The following is a 24,353-nucleotide window of genomic DNA, read 5'->3' on the forward strand; positions in this document are numbered from 1 at the left end:
CGATATTGAGTTGATAGGCAGTGATCCATTAGCGTTTATTGAGATAGTAAGAAAGCCCCTTAGGCATGCTCCTATCAAAAGAGCGCCTAAGGGGCTTAGTGTTTCTAATCTGGGTTACTTGGGCTTAGTGGCGGAAGTGGCGCATACCGGTAAATACCATGGCAATGCCTGCTTCGTTGGCGGCGTCGATCACTTCCTGATCACGCATGGAACCACCGGGCTGAATAACCGCGGTAATACCTGCCGCTGCGGCAGCATCGATGCCGTCACGGAAAGGGAAGAAAGCATCAGACGCCATCACCGAGCCGGGAACCGAAAGTCCTTCGTCTGCGGCCTTGATGCCTGCAATTTTAGCCGAATAAACACGGCTCATTTGACCCGCGCCAACGCCCACCGTTTGGCCCTCTTTGGCATACACAATGGCGTTGGACTTAACGAATTTAGCTACCCGCCAAGCAAAAGCAAGGTCACGCAGTTCCTGCTCGCTGGGAGCGCGCTGACTGACCACGGTCAATTCGTCGCGGGTGACCATTCCGTCGTCACGTTCCTGCACCAGCAAGCCGCCGTTGACGCGCTTAAAGTCTAGTGCAGGCTGTTGCTCGCCGGGCCAGTGAGCGCTGACGTCCAGTAAGCGTACGTTTTGCTTATTAGCCACGATCGCGGCGGCTTCATCGCTGACGCCCGGGGCAATAATCACCTCGACAAACTGGCGGTCAATAATCGCCTGGGCGGTTTCGGCCTCTAGCGGCGTATTGAAGGCGATAATGCCGCCAAACGCGCTGGTAGGGTCGGTGGCAAAGGCTTTGTCGTAAGCTGCTAAGGCGGTTGCACCAATGGCGACGCCGCAAGGGTTGGCGTGCTTAACAATTACGCAGGCCGTCTCGCTAAACGCTTTTACGCATTCAAATGCAGCGTCAGTATCGGCGACGTTGTTATACGAGAGGGGTTTGCCCTGAAGCATTTTTGCTGTGGCAACGCTGGGTTCGCTTGCCTGGGGGTCAACGTAGAAAGCTGCCTTTTGGTGCGGGTTTTCGCCGTACCGCATATCCTGCTTTTTATCGAGCTGCAGGTTAAAGGTGCGTGGGAACGCTTCATCAGCGGCATTGACCTTACGGCCTAGGTAGTCAGCAATCGCACCGTCATAACCGGCGGTGTGCTCAAAGGCTTTAACCGCTAAGTCAAAGCGCGTAGCGCTACTGACCTGACCATCTTGGGCGGCCAGCTCGCCCAGCACTCGCGCGTAGTCACTGCTATTGACGACGATCGTGGTGTAGGCGTGATTTTTGGCGCAGGCGCGAACCATGGTGGGGCCGCCGATATCGATATTCTCGATAGCATCTTCAAGTGTGCAATCGGGCTTGGCTACCGTGGCGGCAAAGGGGTAGAGATTGACCACCACCATGTCGATCGGCGTGATATCGTTCTCAGCCATGACTGCATCATCCTGGCCGCGACGAGCCAAGATGCCGCCGTGAATTTTCGGGTGCAGCGTTTTAACGCGGCCATCCATGATTTCGGGGAAGCCTGTGTGCTCAGACACTTCTTTCACGGCAATAGCATTTTCTTGCAGTAGACGGAAGGTGCCACCAGTGGAGAGGAGTTCAACACCGTGCTCAGTGAGGCCCCGAGCAAATTCCACAATGCCGGTTTTATCAGAAACGCTCAGCAGGGCGCGGCGGACGGGAGTGGCGTTGCTGTCAGTCAGGGAAGGATTATCAGCCATGAGAGGGGTATCAGCCATTAGAGTGCTCGTGTGCAGAGTCGAGAATTAAAAACAACAACGCCCCTGGTTATGGGGCGTCACCTTCGATAAGTCCGTATAGCTTGAGTTTTTTGCGCAGGGTGCCACGGTTTAGCCCTAGCGCATCGGCGGCACGGGTCTGATTGCCGTCGGTGTGCTCCAAGACGCAGGCAAGTAAAGGCGCCTCAACTTCGGCCATCACCATGGCGTATAGATCGGTCGCCTGGCTGCCATCTAAATGTTCAAAGTAGCGTCGCATGGCCGTTTCCACTGCCTCCCGAAGCGGCTGCGGCGGTGAGTTGGCCGCAGGATCCGCTAGCGTGCCTGCTAAATGGGAGTAACTATCGCTGGAGCCGACATCATTGGAATAGCTATCGCTTGAATAGGTGTCGCTAGATAGAAGATCGCGTTCGGTCATGCAGCAAGGTTTCCTTTGGCTAGCAAACGCGAGGCGGCGCCGGGGGCCATCGCGTTGTTGATCCAATCAAATTGCGTTTCAGGTGACGCTAACGCATTGAACTGCTGCTTAAGCGCGCGCTGTTGGGGCGGCGTAAAGCGTTGGTCATCGCTGAGGTACCAGCCGACATGCTTGCGCGCGATACGTACACCCATGGTGGTGCCATAGAACTCATGCAGCGCCTCAACGTGCCCATGGAGCACTTGGTGACGCTCCGAAAGACTTGGCAGTGCCATCCGCTCTCCATGCTGGAGGTAGTGGCTGATCTGTTGAAATATCCATGGGTTGCCCTGCGCAGCGCGGCCTACCATCACGGCATCAGCGCCGGTATAAGCGAGTACCTCGGCGGCTTTTTCCGGACTTGTTATGTCGCCGTTGGCAATCACCGGGATCGATAGGTGAGACTTAATCTCGGCAATTGTGTCGTACTCTGCTTTTCCAGTATAGCGCTGCTGGCGATGACGGCCATGTATCGCTAACGATTGAATGCCGGCTGACTCGGCGAGCCGGGCAATGCGCAGGGCGTTGTTGGATTCGGCACACCAGCCCGTGCGTATTTTTAGCGTCACGGGTATATCAACTGCTGCCACTACTGCATCGAGAATTTCGGCCACCAAGGCTTCATCTCGAAGGAGCGCCGACCCTGCCGCCTTGTTACATACTTTTTTAGCCGGGCAGCCCATATTGATATCGATAATCTGGGCGCCTAACTCGGCATTCAAGCGCGCTGCCTGGGCGAGCATTTCAGCGTCGCCTCCGGCAATTTGCACCACTCTCGGGTCAGGTTCACCGCGGTGATCCATGCGCAGCTGCGATTTACGAGTATGCCACAAACTAGGGTCTGAAGTGACCATTTCGCCCACTACCCAGCCAGCCCCAAGCCGTCGGCATAGCTGGCGAAAAGGTCGGTCAGTGACGCCAGCCATGGGCGCAAGCATTACTCGATTAGGTAATGCAAACGGGCCAATGCTGGCAGGTAGTGTGGTTAACGTCATGGCGTCAGACTTTGTTGGTTTTAAGCTATGGGTGCAGTGCTAACGGCGAGTAGGCGTTTCAAGGAGGCGTATGATACGCCTACTCGGTGGTGGGGTGAAGGCCAATTGCCGCTTTAACGTGGACGCAAGCCACTAAGCCGCACCCAGCCTTCGCGAATCACCGGTTCATCCATAGCAATGCCTTGCGCTGCATAGGCCTCGTAAACCTCATTGGCCTGGTTTGCCAACACCCCCGATAGCGCAATGCGCCCACCTGGCGCCACGTGCCCGGCAATCATTGGCGCTAGTTCGACCAGCGGCCCCGCTAAAATATTGGCGGTTACGATAGGATAGTCACCGCCGTCGCTTAACTGCTCAGGGTAGTAGAGGTTTAGGTCCGATTCGGCAATACCATTCCGTTCGGCGTTGTCTCGGCTGGCCTGCAACGCCTGGGGATCAATGTCGGTGGCGTCGGCGTGGCTAGCGCCCAGTTTGAGCGCGGCGATAGCGAGAATGCCAGAACCGCAGCCCACATCCAGTACGGTTTGCTGGGCCAAGTGGCCAGCCACGGCGAGCTCGTCCAGCCACTCCAGGCACAGCGCTGTGGTTGGGTGCGTACCGGTACCAAAGGCGAGGCCTGGGTCGAGTATCAGGTTAACGGCGTCGGCCTCGGGTGGTTCGTGCCAGCTGGGTACAATCCACAGGCGTTGACCCATGCGCAGCGGCGTGAAGTCATCCATCCACTCGCGCTCCCAATCTCGATCAGCGAGCAGCTCATACTCGATGGTCGGGCAGGGCTCACCAGGCATCTGCTCTGACCAGGCGGCCTCGATACGCTCCAGCATGCTCTCGACCCCCTCCAGGTCATCGTATAAGCCGGTAAGGATGGTATCTTCCCACAGCGGTGTGGTGCCACGCTCTGGCTCAAATACCGGATCATCGTGGGCATCCTGAAGACCAATAGCCGTTGCGCCTTCGTCAAGCAGTAGTTCTTCTAGGAACTCTGCCTGTTCGGGGGCGACGTGGGCTTTGAGTTGAAGCCAGGGCATGGAGGTTCTCCGCAAGGCGAATTAAAGATAAATACAGTACAGACACATGGAGTAAAGACACATGGAGTAAAGACAAGGACGGGGTGGACATGGCCACCCCGCTGGGTATCACACAGTGCGCTGGAAAGCGCTTGGCTGCTGCATTAGCTGCCGAGTTTCTTTTCCAGGTAGTGAATGTTGACACCGCCTTGACGGAAGTAGCTGTCGCGAACCAAATCCTTTTGCAAGTCGATATTGGTTTTAATGCCTTCCACCAGTAGCTCGTCGAGGGCGTTACGCATCCGTGTCAGGGCTATTTCACGATCCGCGCCCCAGGTGATCAGTTTGCCGATCAGAGAGTCATAGTGCGGCGGCACGGTGTAGCCGGTATAGAGATGGGAATCCATCCGCACGCCGAGGCCACCCGGTGCGTGAAACAGCGTTACCTTGCCGGGAGACGGCATAAAGGTACGCGAGTCTTCGGCGTTAATACGGCACTCGAAGGAGTGGCCGTTGAGTTGCACATCTTCCTGGCGAATCGACAGCGGCAGGCCTGAGGCAATACGCAACTGCTCTTTGACGATATCCACGCCAGTGACCATTTCGGTGACCGGGTGCTCGACCTGAACGCGGGTATTCATCTCGATGAAGAAGTATTCGCCATCTTCATACAAGAATTCAAAGGTGCCCGCACCACGGTAGTTGATCTTGATACATGCCTGGCGGCACGCTTCAAGCACCTGAGCACGGGCGTCTGGGTCAAGACCTGGCGCCGGGGCTTCTTCAAGCACTTTCTGGTGACGACGTTGCAGCGAGCAGTCGCGGTCATAAAGATGGATCGCGTTACCCTGGCCGTCGGCTAATACTTGTACTTCCACGTGGCGCGGCTTCTCAAGGAATTTTTCCATGTAGACCGTGCCGTCACCGAAGGCGGCGTGGGCTTCAGTGCGAGTAACGGTAATCGCTGAAAGCAGATGGCCTTCAGTGTGCACCACGCGCATACCACGACCGCCGCCGCCGGAGGCAGCCTTAATGATCACCGGGTAGCCAATGCGACGTGCCGTGGCAAGATTAGTTGCGTCATCATCACCCAAGGGGCCGTCTGAGCCTGGCACCGTGGGAACACCCGCTTCCTTCATCGACTGGATGGCGCTGACTTTGTCGCCCATCAGACGAATCGTCTCGGCGCGGGGGCCAATAAAAGTAAAGCCAGAGCGCTCAACCTGTTCAGCAAAGTTGGCGTTTTCAGACAAAAAGCCGTAGCCGGGGTGAATAGCGGTCGAGTCGGTGACTTCGGCTGCACTGATCAGGGCCGGAATATTTAAGTAAGACTGCGCTGACGATGCCGGGCCAATACACACGGCTTCATCCGCCAGGCGAACGTGCATCAGTTCACGATCAGCTTTGGAGTGTACCGCTACGGTTTTGATGCCGAGTTCTTTACAGGCCCGTAGGATACGGAGGGCAATCTCGCCGCGGTTGGCGATAAGTACCTTGTCCAGCATGGGAGAGTCCACCCGTGTTGAAAATGAAAGATTAAGCGATAACGATCATGGGTTGATCGAATTCTACAGGCTCGCCATCTTCCACCAGGATGGCTTCCACTACACCGTCACGGTCAGCTTCAATCTGGTTCATCATTTTCATGGCTTCAATGATGCATACAGTGTCACCTTGTTTGACGCTATCGCCGACTTCCACAAACGATTTGGCGCCCGGCGCTGGGCTGCGGTAGAAGGTGCCTACCATGGGAGAGTTGACTGCCTCGCCACGGTAGCTTGCGCCCTGAGGCTCTGCTTCAGCAGCCGGTGCTGATGCTGGAGCGCCCGCTGCGGGGGGAGCAGGCGCATAGCCAGGTTGCTGCGCATACTGCGGCATAGGCTGTGGCTGCCACGAAGCGCCATTAGGGTGACGGCTGATGCGTACTGACTCTTCGCCTTCCTGAATTTCAATCTCGCTAATATTGGACTCTTCGAGTAGCTCAATCAGTTTTTTAACTTTGCGGATATCCATGGCATAGCCCCATCAATGTCATAAAGGTAGTCACAAAGCGCGCGAGCATAAGTGCAGGAAGCTCTTTATGGCGCGTACGTTGCGCAGTAAACCAAATTTAAAAATGAAGAGAACGCTGCATGTTAGCGAACGTTACCCCGTTCTCACCGTTAAAAAAGCAAGTTTTTAGCTAATATGGGAGCGGAGTTTGCCGAAAAAGTGCCAGGATGTCCAGCAACTGCCTACGCCAACATCCAAGCCACCCTGTAGTTAAGAATTAAACAATTGTTTGACGATATTCGCGTCAGAAAGCGGCAGTAGTGCCTCAATGAGTAGCCAGCGTAGGGTTTGAACTTAGCTATTTGCTAGCCACTGGCTAACTGACTCCAGATGTTCGCGCAACTGATCGGCGGTCACTTCGCCTTGAATGCGTGCATCGCGAATCTCCTCACCCTGGCTGAAAAAGAGCAGGCTGGGTGGGCCGAAAAGATTATATTGGTTGAGCAACTCACGGCTTTGAGAGTCCGTGCGGGTGACGTCGGCGGCGATCAAGGTGTAATCATTAAGCGCTGCGACGACCTGCGGGTCGGGGTAAACATCCCGCTCCAGCAGCTTGCATGAAATACACCAGTCGGCGGTAAAGTGGACAAAGACGGGCTGGTTGGCGTCTTCAGCTTGTGCAATAGCCGCTTCAAGCTCAGTTAAACTGTTTACCTCGATGAAGTCGAGTGCTTCTGCCTGAGGTTCGCCGGAAATGCTGGAGGTTGCCGCCAGGGGGCGCAAGGGGTTACTGCCCCCCTGAGCGGCGCCAATCACCAACACTATCCCCCAAGCTAGCAGCATAAGCCCCAGCGTTTGGCGTGCCCGCGGCCACCCCTGCGGCTGATTGAAATTCAGCGCCCCAAGTGCCAGTGCCGTGCCGATCGCAAGGGCTGCCCATAGCAGCAGCGCAATAGGCGCGGACACTAAACGCTCGACCATCCAAATCGCTACGCCCAGCAGCAAAAGGCCAAAGGCAATTTTTACGCCGTTCATCCAGGCGCCGGAACGGGGCAGCAGTGTGGCACCAAAGGTACCGACCAAAAGCAGCGGCACGCCCATGCCCATGCCCAGCGCAAACAGCACTGCGCCGCCCATCGCGGCATCCCCTGTTGAAGAGATAAACACCAGCGCACCGGCCAAAGGCGCCGTTACACAGGGTGATACCACCAATACCGAGAGGGCACCAGCCAGCGCTAGGCCGGCCGGGCCACTGCGCTGAGCGCGTGCCTGCCAAGCGTCAACACGGTTGGCTAAACGAGGCGACAGATTGAGGTTAAATGCCCCAAACATGGCCAGGGCAAAGAGCGTGAAGAGCACTGCAAAGATGATCAATACCGGTGCTGACTGCAGTCGCGCCTGAAGATTAAGCCCGGCGCCAAACAGTCCCATTAACACCCCGACCAGGGCGTAGGTCAGCGCCATGCCAAGCACATAGCTTAACGAAAGGGCAAAGGCGCGGGGGCGGGTGGGGTTCTGGCCAACCACGATCGATGACAAAATTGGAATCATCGGCAACACGCAGGGGGTAAAGGTAAGCCCCAGGCCAGCAATAAAAAACAGCCCCAGCGCCAGTGGTAGGCTAGCATCGCTAATCAAAGCGCTAAAGCGGCTATCTTCGCTTTTGGGAGCGGCGAAACCAATCTGTTCAGAGGTGTTAGCGGCTGGAGTGTTGGCTGCTGGACTGGATGCCGTACTATCGGCTTGCCAATCGGCAAACTGGCTGGGGGGTTGGGTTTCGCTGGCCTCTAGGGTTGTTTGCTCTGGAGGGTAGCAGAGCCCGGCATCTGCGCAGCCTTGAAAGGTCAGGGCAATATTGAGCGGGCCTGAGTAGGGTGCTTCCAGCGGTACTTCAAACACTACCTGATCGCGGAACACATACACATCGCCCATAAACTCATCGTTGGTAAAGATGCCTTGGGGGATAATGGGGTCGCCGAGACTGACATCCTCAGTTTGGCTGACTACCGCGAACTGGTGGCGATATAGGTAGTACTCATCTGCGATATCCATGCCGATATAGAGCGTATCGCCATCATGCCAAGCAGTCGGCTGAAAGGCTTCCATAACCGGCAAAAATTCGTCTTGGTTGCTAGACGATGAAAACCATTGGGCGTTTGCACTTAGCGGTAGCAAGCCAAGAAAGAAAATCAATAATGTAAACAGGCTCAGGCGTTTAAGAGATAACACGGTGCGTCCTTAATCAATGGCATCGCAATGAAAGGCGAACAGCATACCGCAACCTTAAGTCCCTGGCGTATACGCTGCGGTGACGTGACGCGGCCGTTAATAATGCGTTAATCCTGCGCATATAAAAAGACCGCCCAGAAGGCGGCCTCTTATCCCATTGGCGGCGGAGAAATACACCGCAAGGAGATTTTTACGCTTTTTGATAGGCGGTTACGGACTTTTCAATCGCCTTACGCGCAGCGTCAGCACCTTCCCATGACTCAACCTTTACCCATTTGCCTTTCTCGAGATCTTTGTAGTTCTCAAAGAAGTGAGCAATTTGCTGGCGCAGTAGCTCAGGCAGGTCGGTAACTTCGTGGACATCGTCGTAGAGCGAGCTTAGCTTGGCATGGGGTACGCAGATCAACTTCGCATCTTCACCGGCTTCGTCGGTCATGTTCAGAATGCCTACCGGGCGCGCGCGAATAATGCTGCCAGGTTGAACCGGGTGCGGGGTAACCACCAAGGCGTCCAGCGCATCGCCATCGTCGGCGAGGGTATGCGGGATAAAGCCGTAATTGGCGGGGTAGAACATGGGAGTGGCCATAAAGCGGTCAACGAGTAGCGCGCCCATGTCCTTATCAATTTCATATTTGATCGGGTCGTGGTTGGCTGGAATTTCGATCACCACGTAAACGTCGTTGGGGAGATCCTTTCCAGCAGGGATATTATCGAAGTTCATCGTTGATTCCTTGGTAGTGCTGTGGCTAGAGTCGTGCCGTGGTTAGGCAAACGTGTCAGAGTCGTTTATGGCGGAGAATTATACGAACATGACTGCACGATTACCAATGCGACATAGGTTGTTCGTGGGTGATCATTCATATGTCCTGCCATTTGGACGAATACGATAGAGACGTTTGGTGGGCATCGTTTCTGTTCCGCTGCGTGTATCATAGCGCTATTGGTTGGCAGTGATGTCCCTCGATCGAGTCGGCAGCCTAGGAGGATGACTTGTCGCACGCCCAGTTGCTCATTAGTTATGGTCAAGCGTTTGTCGCGCCCGATCGGCGCCTGCATCGCAGCTCAATGTCAGTTCGCTTTCCTGAAGCGCCGCTGCTTCGCGCCAAAGGCGGCTGTGCGGTGATCAGCGACTCCATTTCACGCAATACCATGGCCAAACAGGCCGGTGATATCAGCGTGCGCGGCTTCCTGGCCGATTACTTCTCCACCCCCGATCACTGGGACGTAAAAACCTCTGCCACCCGCGTACTGCGCGCGCTTAATAGCTGGTGCTACAGCCAAAGCCAGCATGTGAAAGAGGGGAGTTTTGTTTCATCCATGTCGGCGATGGTGTTTCGTGGCCGTGAAGCCCACCTGTTCCATATGGGGGATACGCTGGTCTTTCGCTTACGGGGTGCCGAGTTTGAACAGCTAAGCCGCGACCATGTGACTGATTTAGGCGGCTATCGTTACCCTTCACGGGCACTGGGTCTGGATGGCAGTGTCGATATCGATTACACCCACATTGCGCTTAAGCAGGGCGATCTGTTCCTGTTTACTACCCAGGGCGTGCGCGGCACGCTGCTACCTTCCGACTATGTGCGCTTGATTCGCCAGGATGCCAGTGATCTGGATGCCGCCTGCGAGCGGCTAGCTGATGAGGCGAAGCAGCGCGCCCAGGAGCGTGGCTATGGCGGTGATCAGTTCTGCTTTCAGCTGGTACGTATCGATGAATTACCCGATGAGGTCGCCGAGCACCCGGGGCAGCTCTACGGTGATCTACCCATTCCCCCTGAGCTGGCGCCGGGTGAGCGTTTAGATGGCCTGGAGGTTCTCGCCGTGCTATCGCGAACGGCGCAGTCGCGGGTGTACCGTGTCCGTGATGTGCATAGCGAACGGGAAATGGTCATGAAAGCGCCCAGCCCCGAGCTCTCGTTGCGCAATGCCTATCTTGAGCACTTTCTGCTCCAGCAGTGGGTAGTGGAGCGGGTTAACTCGCCCTTTGTGGTTAAGGTGATGGAGCCATCTCGGCCACGACGCTACCTCTATTATCTGATGCAGCATATTGAAGGCGAGACGCTGCGACAGTGGGCAGAGCGCCATCCTCAAGCCAGCTTGACCCAGCGCCTGGACATTGCCAATCAGTTGGGTAAAGCGGTGCAAGCGCTGCATCATCGGGACATTATTCATCAGCAGATCAATCCCGATAATATTTTGATCGACCCACATGGCAAGCTCGTGCTCACCGATTTTAGTGCCTGCCATATGCGTGATGGGGAAGGGCATCGCCACTCAGGTGAGTTGCTCAGGCAGATTGGCTTTAACGAACACAGCGCACCTGAGTATGCCTTGGGCGACAGCATCGGTCGGCGTAGTGATCAGTACTCGCTAGCCTCCACTACTTACTGGCTTTTGACCGGCGCGTTACCTTACACACTGACACCCAACAGGCTGCGCAGCCATACCGACCTCGAAGAGTTGACCTATCGTAGTGCGCGAACAACCAATCCTGAAATCTCCCAGGAATTAGACGATGCACTACGCCGCGCCTTGGATCCACAAAGGGCGTTGCGGTTTAGGCGTATGTCTGAGTTTTTGCATGCGCTTAGGGTGCCGCTCGGGCGGCTGCCCAATCGGGAAGAGAGCCGCCAGGAGCCGCGGCGTTTCTGGCAGGGTGTGGCGGGAATTCTGTTATTGCTGTTAGTGCTTTCCTGGTTGCTACGCTAACTCCAAGTAGTAAAGGTGGATAAATAAGATTATGTCATTGCGAGGAGCGAAGCGACGCGGGAATCTAAGTGTATTGTGGCAGCCAACCCCGAGATTGCTTCACTGCGTTCGCAATGACATAAGGGTAGGTCATTGCGAGGAGTGAAGCGACGAAGCAATCTCAGTTCGCAATGACCGGTGATCCGTTAACCGTTTACAGCGTAAAAATGGGCAACTTGCGTTCTGCTTTGGCCAGTTTCAGTTTGGCGACTTTGGGTAGGCCATTCTCGAACGGTGGGAAGTCCTCGCCCTGAATCAGCGGTGAGAGGTAGTCCCGGCAGGTCTGGGTAATGGCAAAACCGTTTTCGCTGATAAAGTCCCGGGGCATAAACTTCTCTTGGTTGGCCACCTGGGAGAGCGGGGCAGAGATCACATCCCACTGGTAGGGCGCCTGAGAGATGCGGCGAATGGCGGGCATCATGGCGTTTTTACCCGCCAGCGCCAAGGTTACCGCTTCGCGACCCACCGCATAGGCTTGTTCAACGTCGGTTTTAGACGCCAGGTGACGCGCCGCGCGCTGCAGATAGTCGGCCACTGCCCAGTGATACTTGTAGCCCAAATCCTGCTTGATCATACCGGCAAGTGTTGGTGCCACGCCGCCAAGCTGGCGGTGGCCGAACGCATCGGTGTTACCTGCATCGGCCAGGAAAGTGCCATCTTCGTAGCGAGCGCCTTCAGAGACCACAATAACGCAGTAGCCATACTGTTTAACGCTCTCTTCAACCCGCGCCATGGCGGCCTTACGGTTAAAGGGGATTTCCGGGAAGATAATCATATGCGGCGGCTCGCCTTCGGCTTCGCCGGCTAAACCACCTGCAGCGGCAATCCAGCCCGCGTGGCGGCCCATCACTTCGAGCACAAATACCTTGGTGGAGGTAGCGCACATGGAGGCGATATCCAGCGATGCTTCCAGCGTTGAGGTGGCAATATACTTGGCTACGCTGCCAAAGCCCGGGCTGTTATCGGTAATCGGTAGGTCGTTATCGACGGTTTTAGGCACGTGGATAGCGGTCAGCGGATAGCCCAGCTTCTCGGAAAGTTGAGAGACCTTTAAGCAGGTGTCGGCGCTATCGCCGCCGCCGTTATAGAAAAAGTAGCGAATATCGTGGGCTTTGAAGACTTCGATCAAGCGCTCGTACTGGGCACGGTGGGTGTCGATGTCTTTGAGCTTATAGCGGCAGGAGCCAAAAGCGCCGCCCGGCGTATGGCGCAGCGCTGCAATTGCCTCATCACTCTCCTGGGTAACGTCGATAAGGTCTTCCGTTAAGGCACCGATAATGCCGTTATGACCGGCGTAAACCTTGCCTATTTGATCGGGGGCTTGACGGCAGGCTTCGATAACGCCGCAGGCGCTGGCGTTGATCACGGCGGTGACGCCACCTGATTGGGCGTAAAAGGCATTATGCTGGGCCATGGAAACGTCTCATCTCCTAAAAACGGATAGTTTTAATCGATATATTTATCACCGCCAAATACCCGCTACCCGGCATTGTCGGTGCTAAACCAGATTGCTGTAATGGGGCGAAGTTTAGCGTAAAGCCCAGTTCTCTGCATCAATGGCTCTCTGCATCAGCGGCTACGTTGTTGACGGCGAGGTGTTAATCCGCACCATCCATCTCTTGCTCGCGCTGGGCAAGCTGCCAGCCACCCAGGTCTTTATAGCGATTAACCATCGCGCAAAACAGTTCGGCAGTGCGCTCGGTGTCATAACGAGCGGAGTGAGCGGCTTTGTTGTCAAACTCGATGCCTGCGGCACGACAGGCCCGGGCAAGTACCGTTTGACCATAGACCAGGCCTGCAAGGGTGGCGGTATCAAAGCTTGAGAATGGGTGAAAAGGATTGCGCTTAATGCCGCAGCGATTGACCGCCGCGTTCAAGAAGCCTTGGTCGAACGCCGCATTATGGCCGACTAAAATAGCGCGCGTGCAGTCGTGGGCTTTGATCGATTTACGAATCGGACGGAAAATTTCGCCCAGCGCTTCAGACTCGCTCAGCGCCACCTGGCGACGCAGGGGGTCGTCCAGGTTGATACCGGTAAAATCGAGCGCAGACTGCTCTACATTCGCCCCTTCAAAGGGCTGAATGTGGTAGGCATAGGTGGCATCAGGAAGCAGGTTGCCCTCCGGATCCATGGTCAGCGTGACGGCGGCTATCTCGAGTACAGCGTCGCCTTGGGCATTAAATCCCCCGGTTTCTAAATCAACGACCACAGGCAGGTAACTGCGAAAACGTTGGGCCATTAATTCGCGGGCAATAGCCTCGCTCATGCAGCTCTCCTTGGTTTAAAGCGAGTAATAGTAAAGCGAGTCATCAGTCAACATCAGCGGCAAACCACCGCTTTGAATGGGGAGATTCTAGCAGCTTTAGCCCCCAGGCGTCGTTGACGGTATTCGCTGGGCATTGAGAACGCTATACTCAACGTCAGTCTCAACGGTTTACTCCAACGAGCTATCAAATACGAGCTATCACATTCGCCAGGCGCTAGTGGCAAGTGTAGTTTTTACTAATGAATATCTTATGGTCAACGAGGAGCAAAGAATGTCCGATGTCAAAAAGGTTGTGCTGGCATATTCAGGCGGCCTGGACACATCCGTTATCGTTAAGTGGTTGCAAGAAACCTACAACTGCGAGGTAGTGACCTTTACTGCCGACATCGGTCAGGGCGAAGAAGTCGAACCGGCGCGAACTAAAGCGCAAGCGCTTGGCGTGAAAGAGATTTACATCGAAGACTTGCGTGAAGAGTTCGTGCGTGACTACGTCTACCCGATGTTCCGCGCCAATACTATCTATGAGGGCGAATACCTGCTGGGTACCTCTATCGCTCGTCCGCTGATTGCTAAGCGGTTGATCGAAATTGCCAATGAAACGGGTGCCGACGCTATTTCCCATGGTGCTACGGGTAAAGGCAACGACCAAGTGCGTTTCGAACTTGGCGGCTATGCCCTGAAGCCCGGCGTAAAAGTGATCGCCCCTTGGCGGGAGTGGGATTTAACTTCCCGCGAAAAGCTAATGGCGTATTGCGAAGAGCATAAAATTCCGGTCGATTTTTCTAATAAAAAGAAAAAATCGCCCTACTCAATGGATGCCAACCTGCTGCACATCTCCTATGAGGGCGGCATTTTGGAAGATCCCTGGGCCGAAGCTGAAGACGATATGTGGCGCTGGAGTGTCTCTCCTGAAGCCGCGCCCGACCAGCCCACCTATGTTGAGCTGACGTTTGAAAAGGGCGATATCGTGGCCATCGACGGCGAGCCGTTGAAAGCCCATGAAGTGCTCGAAAAGCTCAACAAACTGGGTGGCGACAACGGTATTGGCCGTTTGGATATTGTTGAAAACCGCTACGTGGGCATGAAATCTCGTGGCTGTTATGAAACGCCAGGGGGCACTATTATGTTGCGTGCTCACCGTGCCATTGAGTCGCTCACCCTAGACCGCGAAGAAGCCCACCTAAAAGATCAGTTGATGCCGAAGTACGCAGAAGTGATCTACAACGGTTACTGGTGGAGCCCTGAGCGTCGCATGCTGCAGGCGGCCATTGACGAGACCCAAAAGAATGTAGCGGGTGTCGTGCGTATGAAGCTCTACAAAGGCAGCGCTACCGTAGTGGGCCGCAAGTCCGATGAGTCGCTGTTTGATGAATCAATCGCTACCTTTGAAGATGATGCTGGCGCTTACAATCAGAAAGATGCCGAAGGCTTTATTAAGCTAAACGCGCTGCGTTTGCGCATTGCCGCAGGCAAGGGTCGTAAGCAGAGCTAATTAAGCGCTGATAAAAGCAGCTTATATCTTGCAGGGTGGCCATCTCCTTGCCGCCCTGCAAGCAAAGGAGCCATTATGCTTAAGAAATTATTTTCCGGTCTCTTCGGTAGTGATCGTCAGGCTGAGCCAGGTGCTACCACCAAAGCTGCTGAGCCGGTGGAATACAAAGGTTACGAGATTGTCTCTCAGCCAGACAATCAGAGCGGTCAGTACCGCGTCAGTGGCTGGATTCGCAAGGCCGACGCCAGTGGTGAAACTCTTGAGCACCGCTTTGAGCGTTCCGATATGCTCCCAGGGCGAGAGGCCTGTGATGCCATGATGATCACCAAAGCGCAACGCTATATTGATGAAGTAGGTGAAGCGATGTTCGAGCCAGACCCGCGCAGGGCAGGCGAGGGCGAGTAGCAACAACGCCATCATATCATTCTAGTAAAGGAGAGGCGTATGCGTTTAGTACACCAAGCCTCACCCTGGCGCTCTCTGTTCCATGAGGATGGAACGTTTAATGCCTCGGCGCTTAATGCGCCGTTAGATCATCTCTTCTCGAAACTCTTCTCTACATTCCCCTCGCCGCAAACCTCATTAGCTGACGTCTATGCGTGGCAACTGCCGCTGGTCGAAACGTTGGTGCATTATGATTTACCCGCCTGGCGTATTAGCCAAATCATCAGCGACCACAATGCTTTACTTTATCGTCAGGCTATTGCGCAATCCCTGGACGAAATGCAGGCGCAGGGGTGGGGCGCTCCGCCAGTCGACTACTGCATACTGCTACTAGGTTCCGCGGCGCGTTTTGAGAGCCTGCTAGGCCCCGACCAGGATAATGCGCTGATTATTGACGATTATCCTGACCATCGCCACGTAGAGATCGACGGCTACTTTCAAGCGCTGGGTGAGCGGTTTACCCAGCGCCTGGATGAGGCCGGTATTCCGCTCTGCAATGGCCATGTCATGGCGCGATGGCCGATGTGGCGCAAACGGCTGAGTGAGTGGCACGCGCAGCTAGACATTTGGAGCGCTGACCGCCGGGTAAAGCGCGTACAACAGACTAATATCTTACTCGATTTTGCCCCGATCGCTGGTAATCCGGCGCTTGCTAAGCAGTTGGGTGAGAGCATCGCTTCGACACTTCCCAAAGCGCCACTGTTTATGGATGAAATGGCGGCGCTACTGGATGAGTTGCCGGTGGCGCTGGATCGCTTTGGGCGGCTTGCCTCAAGCCCGGGCCTGGATGCCCCTCACGAACAAGCCCTTAATCTTAAGCATCAAGGCTTGTTGCCGTTGATTAGCGCTGCACGCTTACTCTGCTTGCGGTACGGGCTGCGCGATATACCCACACGCGAGCGATTGATCGCGCTAAGCCATGCAACGGATGCGCTAACGTCGACTGAATCGGCGTTGCTTGTAGCCGCTTTTGAGCGACTGCAGCAGCGCCTATTGGATCAGCAGCGGTATAACAAAGCTCGCGGTCAGGCTGCAGATGGCTGGGTTGACCTGCGGCGCCTGCGCGAAGACGAGCGATTACTGCTGAAGTTTGATCTACAGCAGATTAAACGTTTGAGTGCTAGCGCTCAAAGCAGCGTATAAAATAAATCAGCTAGCGTCGGTATAAACAAGCGAGCGCGCTTTAGAAGCCGCTTGGAGCATGACGTCGGATGGAAAATCTAGAGGAGAAAATTGACTCTCTGCGGCCTCCACATCATTAAGTAACTTACCTAATGAGCCTATACGCTGATTGATAGCATCTTCAATAAAGCGCCCAAGCCTGATTTCATTCTTCATGAGTTCGGCACTAATCCCCAGGATGGTAGGCATTAGCGAGAATAAACCCGCGATAAAGCTTTCCTGTTCATCGAGTCTACGTTGGTCGGCCATCATTTCACATGCAAATGCCCGGGTTAACCCTTTGATAAGGTTAAGTTTGCTCACAGGGCTGTTGTTAGCGAGCATAACAATGGTAACCAGGGTACGTAGCTCCCTCAGCCCTATAATATGTAAACAATCAATCAGTTTCGTCGTGGGACGACGTGAGCCCTTCTCCGCGGAGTTTGCGCGCTTGAATATTGCGCTCAGTAAGTAAGGATCCCTAGCCACTAACGTACTGATTTCAGAGAGACGCACATTGTCACTATACAGTGCGGAGAGTAGCTGCATTTGATTGGCGCGTGACGTTGAGAGACGAGCTGTTTGAGTTAGTTGGGTTTTGGGGCGCTCATAAAAATAGCCCTGGAAAAGAGTAAAACCTAGCGCTTTACACTGCTTGAACTCTTCCTGTGTCTCAACTCGTTCAGCCAGAAGCGTAATCCCTTCTTTGTGTAGCTTTTTTATTAGGTTTTTAGGTAAGTCGTTGGATATGTCAAATTTGACGATGTCGCAGAAGGGCAGAAATGCATGGTTATGTTCATCTAGGATAAAATCATCTAACGCTAATTTATACCCTTGGCTTTTAATGTAGTGCAAGGCATCAATAACTTCTTTAGTAGGCGAAGTATCCTCGAGAACCTCAATGACTATTTGTTGACTAGGTAGCCCAGTCAGGTCTGGATTGGTGAGCCAGTCTGCAGAAGCATTAATAAACAGCTGGCGTGTGCCGCAAAGTTTATCCAGGCCAATTTCATAGACAGCAATAGCACATGCTCTGGCGGTGGCTTGGACATTATCAAAAACGTTAGCAGTCTGATTCGTTTCATTAGCCCGATAAAGAAGTTCATCGGCGACATGACGTAGCTGAGCATCCACTATTGGCTGGATCGCAATAGTGTACTCATTTGTGTTCGCTTTTTGAGGAAGGTGACACTCATTTTTCATCGGCTCATCCACGACATGCTTCTTTAGGCGAAAGTAGAACTCTGGAGTAAAGAATAACTTAGTTTTAGTGAGCAAGGCTAGCCGTTGTCACCAATAAGGAATCAACGCTTTATGTTGGAGGCGCAGCGGGGAGTTCTAGCGTTAAGCAGGCACCGCCTAAGGTTTTAGCATCTTCGACCCAAAGCCGTCCCCCCAGGTGGGCAATAATGCCCCGGCTAATCGGTAGCCCTAAGCCACTGCCCCTTGGCCGACCACGGGGAATATCATCGCCTTGCTGAATTTGATGGAATTTTTCAAATACCCGCTCACGCTCATCTTCGCTAATACCCGCACCGTTATCCTCTACACTCAGACGGAAATGACGCCGATGACGATAAAGCGTGAGGCGCACTTTTGGCTGCTCCCGATCGGCAAACTTACCCGCGTTATCAAGCAGGTTAATAATCACCTGTTCTAAACGGTCATGATCGCCAACCACCATCGCAGGATCAGCTTCTAAGCTAACGTCTAGCACTATGCCGCGCTCCTCATGCAGATGCGCAATAGCATCAATGCTATGCCGAGTCAGGGCGGCAAGATCAAGAGGAACGGGGTTAAGCGTTAAACGGCCGCTCTCCAGACGGGCAAGATCCAGAATTTCTTCAATTAAACGTGACAGGCGCTGGCTCTCATGGACGATCACGCCAAGAAAATGCTGACGTTTTTCATCAGGCAGTTGGCTGCTATCGCGCAATATTTCGGCAAAGGCGCGAATCGAGGTGAGCGGCGTGCGTAGCTCGTGGCTGACCATGGCGACAAACTCATCTTTCAAGCGATCCAGCTCACGCAGGCGCTCATTGGCACTACGCAGTTCTTCGCCAATTTGCACCAGCTCCTGAGACTTCTGCTCCAAACGGCGGTTGTACTCCAGAGTTTGTGAGGTCGTGTCCAGAATGCTCAGAATCGACTCAATATCCAGTGCTTCGCCGCGTACCACCGAGTTGATCAATACTCGCGCTGAGGAGCTACCCAACGCCCCCGCCAGTGCCTGTTCGGCGCGAGTAATCAGCTCCGCGGTGGCGGGCTCGTCCGCTGCATAAGCGCTTTTGGCTCCGCTATGGCTAAATACACGGCGGGTGGTCGGGGTGCCAAGATAGCGAACGAGTAGTTCTTTGAGTGCACCCTGGGTAGTTTGCCCGCGCCATAGTGATGTAGATAGTGAGGTGGTTTGCAAATTGGGGTGCATCGCTTCGGTGAACAGTGCCGCCTGGGTTTGCTCAAGGGGCGTGGGGCGGGTAAATAGCGATACACCCACCAATAACCCCACGTTGGCCAACATGCTCCAGAGCAACGAATGGGTGTAAATATCCCAGTTCTCCAGACCGAATAAACCATAGGGCATCAGCCAGGCAATTCCCCAGGGGCCTTCAGTGAGCAGCGAAGCATCTAGCCAGCCGGACTGGGCAAACCCGGGAAGCAGCAGCGTATAACACCAGATTAAGAAGCCGGCGATTAAGCCAACAGTGGCGCCTTGGCGAGTAGCGCCGCGCCAATAGAGTCCAATCAAAAGCGCTGGAGCAAACTGCGCGGCCCCAGCGAAGGAGACCAAGCCAATAGTGACAAGGCTATAGGAGTCACCAATCAGCGCATGATAGAGATATCCGAGCAGTAGAATCAGCACGATAGCGATGCGGCGAATACCCAACAGCCAACCGGCAAGCTCCCCTTTGGTACTCAGGTGCAGGCGCCGTGAGCGCAGCAGCAGTGGCATCACCAACTGATTGCTAACCATAGTGGAAAGCGCGATTGTCTCCACAATCACCATGCCTGTCGCCGCAGACAGACCACCAATAAAGACCAGTAGCGGCAGCCCTTCTAAACCAGCTGAGAGCGGCAGCGTGAGTACGAAGCTGTCTGGATCACCTGCGCTTACGCCTAACAGCAGGCCAGCCAGCGCAATGGGAATAACGAACAGATTAATCAGCAGCATGTAGAGGGGGAATAGCCAGCTTGCTCTGGCTAAGTGCTGCTCATCGACATTCTCCACCACCAATACCTGGAATTGGCGAGGCAGGGTTAAGAAGGCCAAAAAGGCCAGCACCAGCATGCCCACCCAGCCGGTGACCCCACCAGGAACACTATTCAACCGCATGCTATCGACAAGGGCCGGCGTGGCCGCTACCTGGGCAAACAGCGCGGCGGGGCCTTCAAACATCACAAACACCACGAACACGCCAACGGCCATAAAGGCTACCAGCTTAACGATAGATTCCACGGCGATCGCTGCCACCATGCCTTCATGGCGCTCGCTGGCATCCAGGTGGCGTGTGCCAAACAGAATAATAAACACCGCCAACACCAGGGCGACCCAGAGGGACTTATCCATCCAGAAGTGTTCATCCACCAACGTAGTGTCGGCCGCGCGGGGATAATTGATCAGTACCGCATGGCTAACAGTGATGGCTTTTAACTGCAGGGCAATATAGGGGGTGATGCTAATCAGCGCCATTAGGGCAACCAGTGCGCCTAAACTGGTGCTTTTGCCGTAGCGGGCACTGATAAAGTCGGCAATTGAGGTGATCCGTTGCCGCGCTGCAATGCGCACCATCTTGCGTATAACAAAAGGGGCCAACAGCATCGCCAGCGTCGGCCCCAGATAGATGAGCATAAAACTGGGGCCATACTCAGTGGCGCGCCCTACGCTGCCGTAGAACGTCCAGGCCGTGCAGTAAACAGCAATAGAAAGGGCATATACCGTTGGCGAGCCAATGATGGAACGACCCTGCTCTGCCCGCCGGTCGCCCCAGGCGGCGACCACAAACAGCAGCGCCAAGTAGCCAAAAGCGGTGCCGAGGATAATCGCCTCACTACGCATGGTTAGCGGCCTGCACGCTGTTCCATCAGCCAGGCGGTTAAGCCGATCACCCCAGCCCAGGCGATAAATAGATAGAGCGGTAGCCAGCCCACGCTAAACGCGGGAAGGCGATCCACCACGATAATCAGCGGCGGGCAGAACAGTAGCAGGGCAATCGCCACCAGAGCCATTAGGCGCTCTGTTTGGCGTGATTTAACACCGAACGGTTTCATTAGGCACTGGCATCCTGTCGGTCGAAGGCGTTGGCTTGCAGCGCTAACAACTGCTCGAGGGTATCGACGCCGCGGGCTTCTAGGCGTGGCAGCAAAGCTAGCCATAGCTCGGCGGTAACACGAGCATCGCCTAATGCAGTGTGGCGGGTGCCCGGCGGAAAAGCCAGATCATAGCGCTGGGCAAGGCTATCCAGATCATGCCCATCGAGTGCTTCGTCCAGTGCCCGTGAAATCAGTAGGGTATCGATCACAGGGATATCAAAAACGACCCCTTTGTGGCTAATGGCAAGCAGATCAAAGGCGGCATTATGGGCCAGCAAGACGGCTTCGCCGACATAATCACGAAAGCGGGTAAGCACAATATCCAGCGGTGGCGCACCGATCACATCGGCATCGGTAAGGCCGTGAATCGCGGTGCTAGCCGGCGGGATCGGCCGCTGCGGATCAACTTTTTGATCGAAGACCTCGCTTGCCAATAAACGGGCGTTGACCACGCGGCAGGCGCCAAGACTGATGACGGTGTCGCCTCGGCGTAGCTCAAGCCCGGTGGTTTCCGTATCAAAGGCGACTATTTCCAGGCTGCGCAGTGTTCGGCTGGCCAGCGCTTCATCTGGTGGAGGCAGGTCGGCAATGCCAAAGTCATGGAATTCAGGGCGCGGCGGGGCGGTTTCGCGTGGGGCGCCGACGCGCTCCATGGCGGGCAGGGGGAGTCGCAGGCGTGAATGAACGCCGTCATCGTCGGCAAGGCTCCAGATGTCGCTGGCGTGTTGGCGCAGCACATCCGCGACGCTTGGCGTCAATGGCAGGGAGTTTAGCGGCTGCTGGCGCCACTCCGCCAGTTCGTGTTCAGGGATTGCTTTGCCACGCCAAATAAGGTCGAGATAGACGCGCTTATTGCCCAGGCACATCTCACCCTCAAAGCCACTGTCAGGCAGATGGGTATTGAGGTGTTTGACTAAAGAGTCGAACAGCGCAATGAGTGCCGGAGCGTCGCCTTTAAACCAGGCTGGCATGCCCACCGGGGTGATTAGGCGGTGCTCCGGATCAAGACGCTCATCCAACGCTTGCCAGAAATCGTTTGACCACATGGGCGTCAAGCGCTCGCCCTGGTGTTGCATGTCGTCGAGTAGCTGGCCGATTTTAGCCACGTTGTCGCCAAGCGTAACGCCTTCCTCGTGGATTACCCGCTCAAAACGCTGGCGTAAAGAGGATGTACTGGCGTCATTTTGATCGCGCAGCTGTATCAGCGCATCAGCAGCGCTGGTCAGGCTGGCGGTATGCTGGCGAAGCGGGGTCAGCATGGCCGCCAGTTCCGCTCTAACGCCCATTTCGCTCGACCAAGAGGCGGTGGCGTCACTAAAAGTCAGCAGTGTTTCGCCATCGCTACCCGGTACGCGGCGTAAAATGACTTTGAGCCAGCGGTCATCACAGGGAGCGAGTAACTCCCGCGGGGAGCCGTCATTAGGCAGTTGACCGAGCATTTGCTGTAAGCTTACTACTGGCAGCAGCGCCTCCAGGCGTTTACCCAGCCCTAACCCGGTATTACCCTCAAAGAAGTCCTCGGCTGCCTGATTGAACAGCATGAGCCGGCGGTGGTGATCACACAGTAGCAGCGGTGTTTCGAGCACTTGCAGCAGCGTTTCCAGCTCCTGACGAATACGTGCAGCGCTGCGGGCGCCGTCAGCGTGAGCGGTGGCAAGGCGACTGCGATCTGATCGCCAACTTTCGCGTACTCGACGTAGGTCGGGCCCCAGCCCTTTTAGCCAACCTTCGGGTGGGTGCTCGTCTCGGGCGTCCGGGTTGGCGACCAGGCGTGCCAGCTGCACCTGTAAATGGCGCAGCGGGGTAAACAGCATGCGCTCAAGCAGCAAACCGACTAAAAAAATCGTCGCGCCACCGGAGAAACTGCCTAGCCAGAGAGCGATGCGCGTTACGCCTGTGGGAGCAAGCTTGGCATCCAGCCAAGCGGCGAAAATGGCTCCACCCAGCAGGCTGATGCCGCTAAGTAGCAACCAGAGGCCAATCAGGCGCTGACGCTTGGGCAGCCCGCCTCGGGTCATGGCTGCTCCTCAATCAGTAGCGCTTTGACTTTTTCGACCAGCGACTGAGTAGAGAAGGGCTTGGTGATGTAATCATCGGCGCCCAGCGCCATGCCTTTTTCCCGCTCAACGTCACGCCCGTGAGCGGTCAACATAATAATGGGGAGCTGGGCGGTAGCCGCTTCGCTCCGCAGTCGCTCTAAAACGTCAAAACCGCTAATCCCCGGCAAGCTAATATCAAGTAGCAGTAGATCAGGCTGGCTATCATTCACTCTTGCCAGGGCCTGTTCACCATCTTCGGCAGTGACGACCTCAAACCCCGCTTGCTCCATCAGGAATTCTAGCGATAAAACAATGTTGGGTTCGTCATCGACGACGAGCACTTTAGCCATGGAGCTCTCCTGCTTTTATTTGTTTTAACGTTTATTTGTTTTAAAGCTGCATGGATGCAGTCTAGATAGATCTAACAGGTCAGCCAAGACGACCTTGGCCGAATGCATGCAAGTTCAGGGAGCTATTGCATAAGAGCTAGTAAGCGCGCTTTGTTACACTGCTCGCCTCTGTGCCATTGCTTAACATGTTATGGCGTTCCACTGATCTGGCTGTTAGGGCTGTAAATGCGCGTTCTCCTGTTATCTGCCTACGAGGCGGTGAGCCATCGCTACTGGGCACAAAGTTTAATGGCGCAGCTTGAGGAGGTGTCGTGGACGCAGTTGAGCCTGCCGCCACGACATTTTGCTTGGCGTATTCGTGGCAATCCGCTGAGCTGGATGCTCAAAGAGCACGATACTCTCAGCCAGTCGTTTGATGTAGTGCTAGCCACTTCGATGGTTGATCTGGCAACGCTGGTAGGGCTGTTCCCGCATCTGGGTCGAGCAAAAAAGGTTGTCTACTTTCATGAAAACCAGTTCGCCTATCCTGAGTCGAGCGATCAAATGCCACAAGTAGAGGCCAAAATGGTCAATCTCTATACGGCGCTGGCGGCGGATAGCGTGGTGTTTAACAGCGCCTATAACCGTGACTCCTTTATTGATGGCGCGCGAGCTTTTTTGAAAAAAATGCCGGAAAACCTTCCGGCAGCTAAGCCATTAGAAGCGATACGCGAGCGGGCTATGGTATTGCCGGTGCCCATTCCTGATAGCACAGCCCCTGAAAACTTAGCACCTGAAAACGTAGAGCTTGAAAACTTAGCATCTAAAAACTTAGCACCTTGCCAGCAAACGGCTTTTCAAAAAATGGTGCCACAGCGAATTATTTGGAATCACCGCTGGGAGTATGACAAAAATCCCGACGACTTCTTCACCGTGTTGTTTGCGTTAAGCGAAGCCGGTGTAGCGTTTGAACTGGCGGTGCTTGGTCAGCGTTTCCGCCAAGTCCCCGCTATTTTTGCCGAGGCCGAGCAGCGCTTAGCCAAGCATATTGTGGCTTGGGGGCCACAGCCGGAGGAGGCCTACCGTGAGTTGTTGGATAGCGCGGATATTGTGGTTTCGACCACTTGGCATGAATTTCAGGGGT

At 55.0% G+C, this 24,353-nt stretch carries 19 protein-coding genes and 2 pseudogenes; 5 read left to right on the forward strand and 16 right to left on the reverse strand.

Features of this window, described 5'->3' with window-relative positions; genetic code table 11:
- Nucleotides 1-124: 124 nt before the first annotated feature.
- The 8 genes from purH to ppa all read right to left on the reverse strand — a co-directional run bounded on the left by purH (nt 125) and on the right by ppa (nt 9,142).
- Nucleotides 125-1,741, reverse strand: coding sequence for a bifunctional phosphoribosylaminoimidazolecarboxamide formyltransferase/IMP cyclohydrolase (purH, locus tag RO22_RS12145; RefSeq protein WP_171051139.1), 1,617 nt, complete (start codon nt 1,739-1,741; stop codon nt 125-127).
- A gap of 49 nt (nt 1,742-1,790) precedes the next feature.
- Nucleotides 1,791-2,159 (reverse strand): DNA-binding transcriptional regulator Fis, encoded by a 369-nt coding sequence (fis, locus tag RO22_RS12150; RefSeq protein WP_022523661.1) that lies wholly within the window; start codon nt 2,157-2,159, stop codon nt 1,791-1,793.
- Nucleotides 2,156-3,193, reverse strand: a complete 1,038-nt coding sequence (dusB, locus tag RO22_RS12155; protein WP_081742526.1) for a tRNA dihydrouridine synthase DusB — start codon at nt 3,191-3,193, stop codon at nt 2,156-2,158. The genes fis and dusB overlap by 4 nt, the downstream gene beginning before the upstream one ends.
- Before the next feature lie 113 nt (nt 3,194-3,306).
- Entirely contained in the window at nt 3,307-4,221 is a 915-nt protein-coding gene (prmA, locus tag RO22_RS12160; RefSeq protein WP_041158434.1) for a 50S ribosomal protein L11 methyltransferase, read from the reverse strand.
- A gap of 143 nt (nt 4,222-4,364) precedes the next feature.
- Nucleotides 4,365-5,705 carry an acetyl-CoA carboxylase biotin carboxylase subunit gene (gene accC, locus RO22_RS12165; protein WP_022523658.1) on the reverse strand — a complete coding sequence of 447 codons (1,341 nt, stop codon included), beginning with the start codon at nt 5,703-5,705 and terminating at the stop codon, nt 4,365-4,367.
- 31 nt (nt 5,706-5,736) lie between these two features.
- Nucleotides 5,737-6,213 carry an acetyl-CoA carboxylase biotin carboxyl carrier protein gene (gene accB, locus RO22_RS12170; RefSeq protein WP_022523657.1) on the reverse strand — a complete coding sequence of 159 codons (477 nt, stop codon included), beginning with the start codon at nt 6,211-6,213 and terminating at the stop codon, nt 5,737-5,739.
- A 333-nt stretch (nt 6,214-6,546) separates the two neighbouring features.
- The gene (gene dsbD, locus RO22_RS12175) at nt 6,547-8,421 is read right to left on the reverse strand and encodes a protein-disulfide reductase DsbD (RefSeq protein ID WP_041158435.1); all 1,875 of its coding nucleotides are present in this window, start codon (nt 8,419-8,421) and stop codon (nt 6,547-6,549) included.
- A gap of 190 nt (nt 8,422-8,611) precedes the next feature.
- On the reverse strand, nt 8,612-9,142 hold the full coding sequence (gene ppa / locus RO22_RS12180) for an inorganic diphosphatase (RefSeq protein ID WP_022523655.1): 531 nt from the start codon (nt 9,140-9,142) through the stop codon (nt 8,612-8,614).
- Between the two features lie 269 nt (nt 9,143-9,411).
- On the opposite strand from ppa, the gene RO22_RS12185 reads away from it, so the two are divergent.
- Nucleotides 9,412-11,127, forward strand: a complete 1,716-nt coding sequence (locus RO22_RS12185; RefSeq protein ID WP_009286572.1) for a bifunctional protein-serine/threonine kinase/phosphatase — start codon at nt 9,412-9,414, stop codon at nt 11,125-11,127.
- A 193-nt stretch (nt 11,128-11,320) separates the two neighbouring features.
- On the opposite strand, the gene RO22_RS12190 is transcribed toward RO22_RS12185, so the two are convergent.
- On the reverse strand, nt 11,321-12,580 hold the full coding sequence (locus RO22_RS12190; protein ID WP_009286573.1) for a 6-phosphofructokinase: 1,260 nt from the start codon (nt 12,578-12,580) through the stop codon (nt 11,321-11,323).
- 184 nt (nt 12,581-12,764) lie between these two features.
- Nucleotides 12,765-13,433, reverse strand: coding sequence for a ribonuclease T (rnt, locus tag RO22_RS12195; RefSeq protein ID WP_009286574.1), 669 nt, complete (start codon nt 13,431-13,433; stop codon nt 12,765-12,767).
- Nucleotides 13,434-13,704: 271 nt separating this feature from the next.
- Here rnt and RO22_RS12200 point away from each other — a divergent pair, with 271 nt between their 5' ends.
- The 3 genes from RO22_RS12200 to RO22_RS12210 all read left to right on the forward strand — a co-directional run bounded on the left by RO22_RS12200 (nt 13,705) and on the right by RO22_RS12210 (nt 16,512).
- Nucleotides 13,705-14,925, forward strand: coding sequence for an argininosuccinate synthase (locus RO22_RS12200; protein ID WP_027959286.1), 1,221 nt, complete (start codon nt 13,705-13,707; stop codon nt 14,923-14,925).
- 75 nt (nt 14,926-15,000) lie between these two features.
- Nucleotides 15,001-15,330 carry an HlyU family transcriptional regulator gene (locus RO22_RS12205; RefSeq protein WP_022523652.1) on the forward strand — a complete coding sequence of 110 codons (330 nt, stop codon included), beginning with the start codon at nt 15,001-15,003 and terminating at the stop codon, nt 15,328-15,330.
- A gap of 39 nt (nt 15,331-15,369) precedes the next feature.
- Nucleotides 15,370-16,512 carry a DUF294 nucleotidyltransferase-like domain-containing protein gene (locus RO22_RS12210; protein ID WP_041158436.1) on the forward strand — a complete coding sequence of 381 codons (1,143 nt, stop codon included), beginning with the start codon at nt 15,370-15,372 and terminating at the stop codon, nt 16,510-16,512.
- 6 nt (nt 16,513-16,518) lie between these two features.
- On the opposite strand, the gene RO22_RS12215 is transcribed toward RO22_RS12210, so the two are convergent.
- From RO22_RS12215 to RO22_RS12235, 5 genes are all read right to left on the reverse strand, one after another.
- Nucleotides 16,519-17,745, reverse strand: a complete 1,227-nt coding sequence (locus RO22_RS12215; protein ID WP_235270503.1) for an EAL and HDOD domain-containing protein — start codon at nt 17,743-17,745, stop codon at nt 16,519-16,521.
- A gap of 97 nt (nt 17,746-17,842) precedes the next feature.
- Nucleotides 17,843-20,587, reverse strand: coding sequence for a sensor histidine kinase (locus RO22_RS12220; RefSeq protein WP_041158437.1), 2,745 nt, complete (start codon nt 20,585-20,587; stop codon nt 17,843-17,845).
- 2 nt (nt 20,588-20,589) lie between these two features.
- The gene (locus RO22_RS12225) at nt 20,590-20,799 is read right to left on the reverse strand and encodes a hypothetical protein (RefSeq protein WP_022523648.1); all 210 of its coding nucleotides are present in this window, start codon (nt 20,797-20,799) and stop codon (nt 20,590-20,592) included.
- Nucleotides 20,799-22,859 carry a 3'-5' exonuclease gene (locus tag RO22_RS12230; protein WP_041158438.1) on the reverse strand — a complete coding sequence of 687 codons (2,061 nt, stop codon included), beginning with the start codon at nt 22,857-22,859 and terminating at the stop codon, nt 20,799-20,801. Before RO22_RS12230 ends, RO22_RS12225 begins: the two co-directional genes overlap by 1 nt.
- Complete coding sequence (locus RO22_RS12235; RefSeq protein ID WP_022523646.1) at nt 22,856-23,230, reverse strand: response regulator transcription factor; 375 nt, start codon at nt 23,228-23,230, stop codon at nt 22,856-22,858. Before RO22_RS12235 ends, RO22_RS12230 begins: the two co-directional genes overlap by 4 nt.
- A 288-nt stretch (nt 23,231-23,518) precedes the next feature.
- Between RO22_RS12235 and RO22_RS25330 the strand changes: the two are divergent.
- Nucleotides 23,519-23,911: pseudogene (locus RO22_RS25330) on the forward strand (DUF3524 domain-containing protein); the annotation flags it as partial.
- Here the strand turns inward: RO22_RS25330 and RO22_RS25335 are convergent.
- Nucleotides 23,848-24,015, reverse strand: a pseudogene (locus tag RO22_RS25335) (hypothetical protein); the annotation flags it as partial. The pseudogenes RO22_RS25330 and RO22_RS25335 overlap by 64 nt on opposite strands.
- Nucleotides 24,016-24,353: the final 338 nt, after the last annotated feature.

The sequence above is a fragment of the Halomonas sp. KHS3 genome (assembly GCF_000830495.1).
Taxonomy (GTDB): Bacteria; Pseudomonadota; Gammaproteobacteria; order Pseudomonadales; family Halomonadaceae; genus Vreelandella; species Vreelandella titanicae.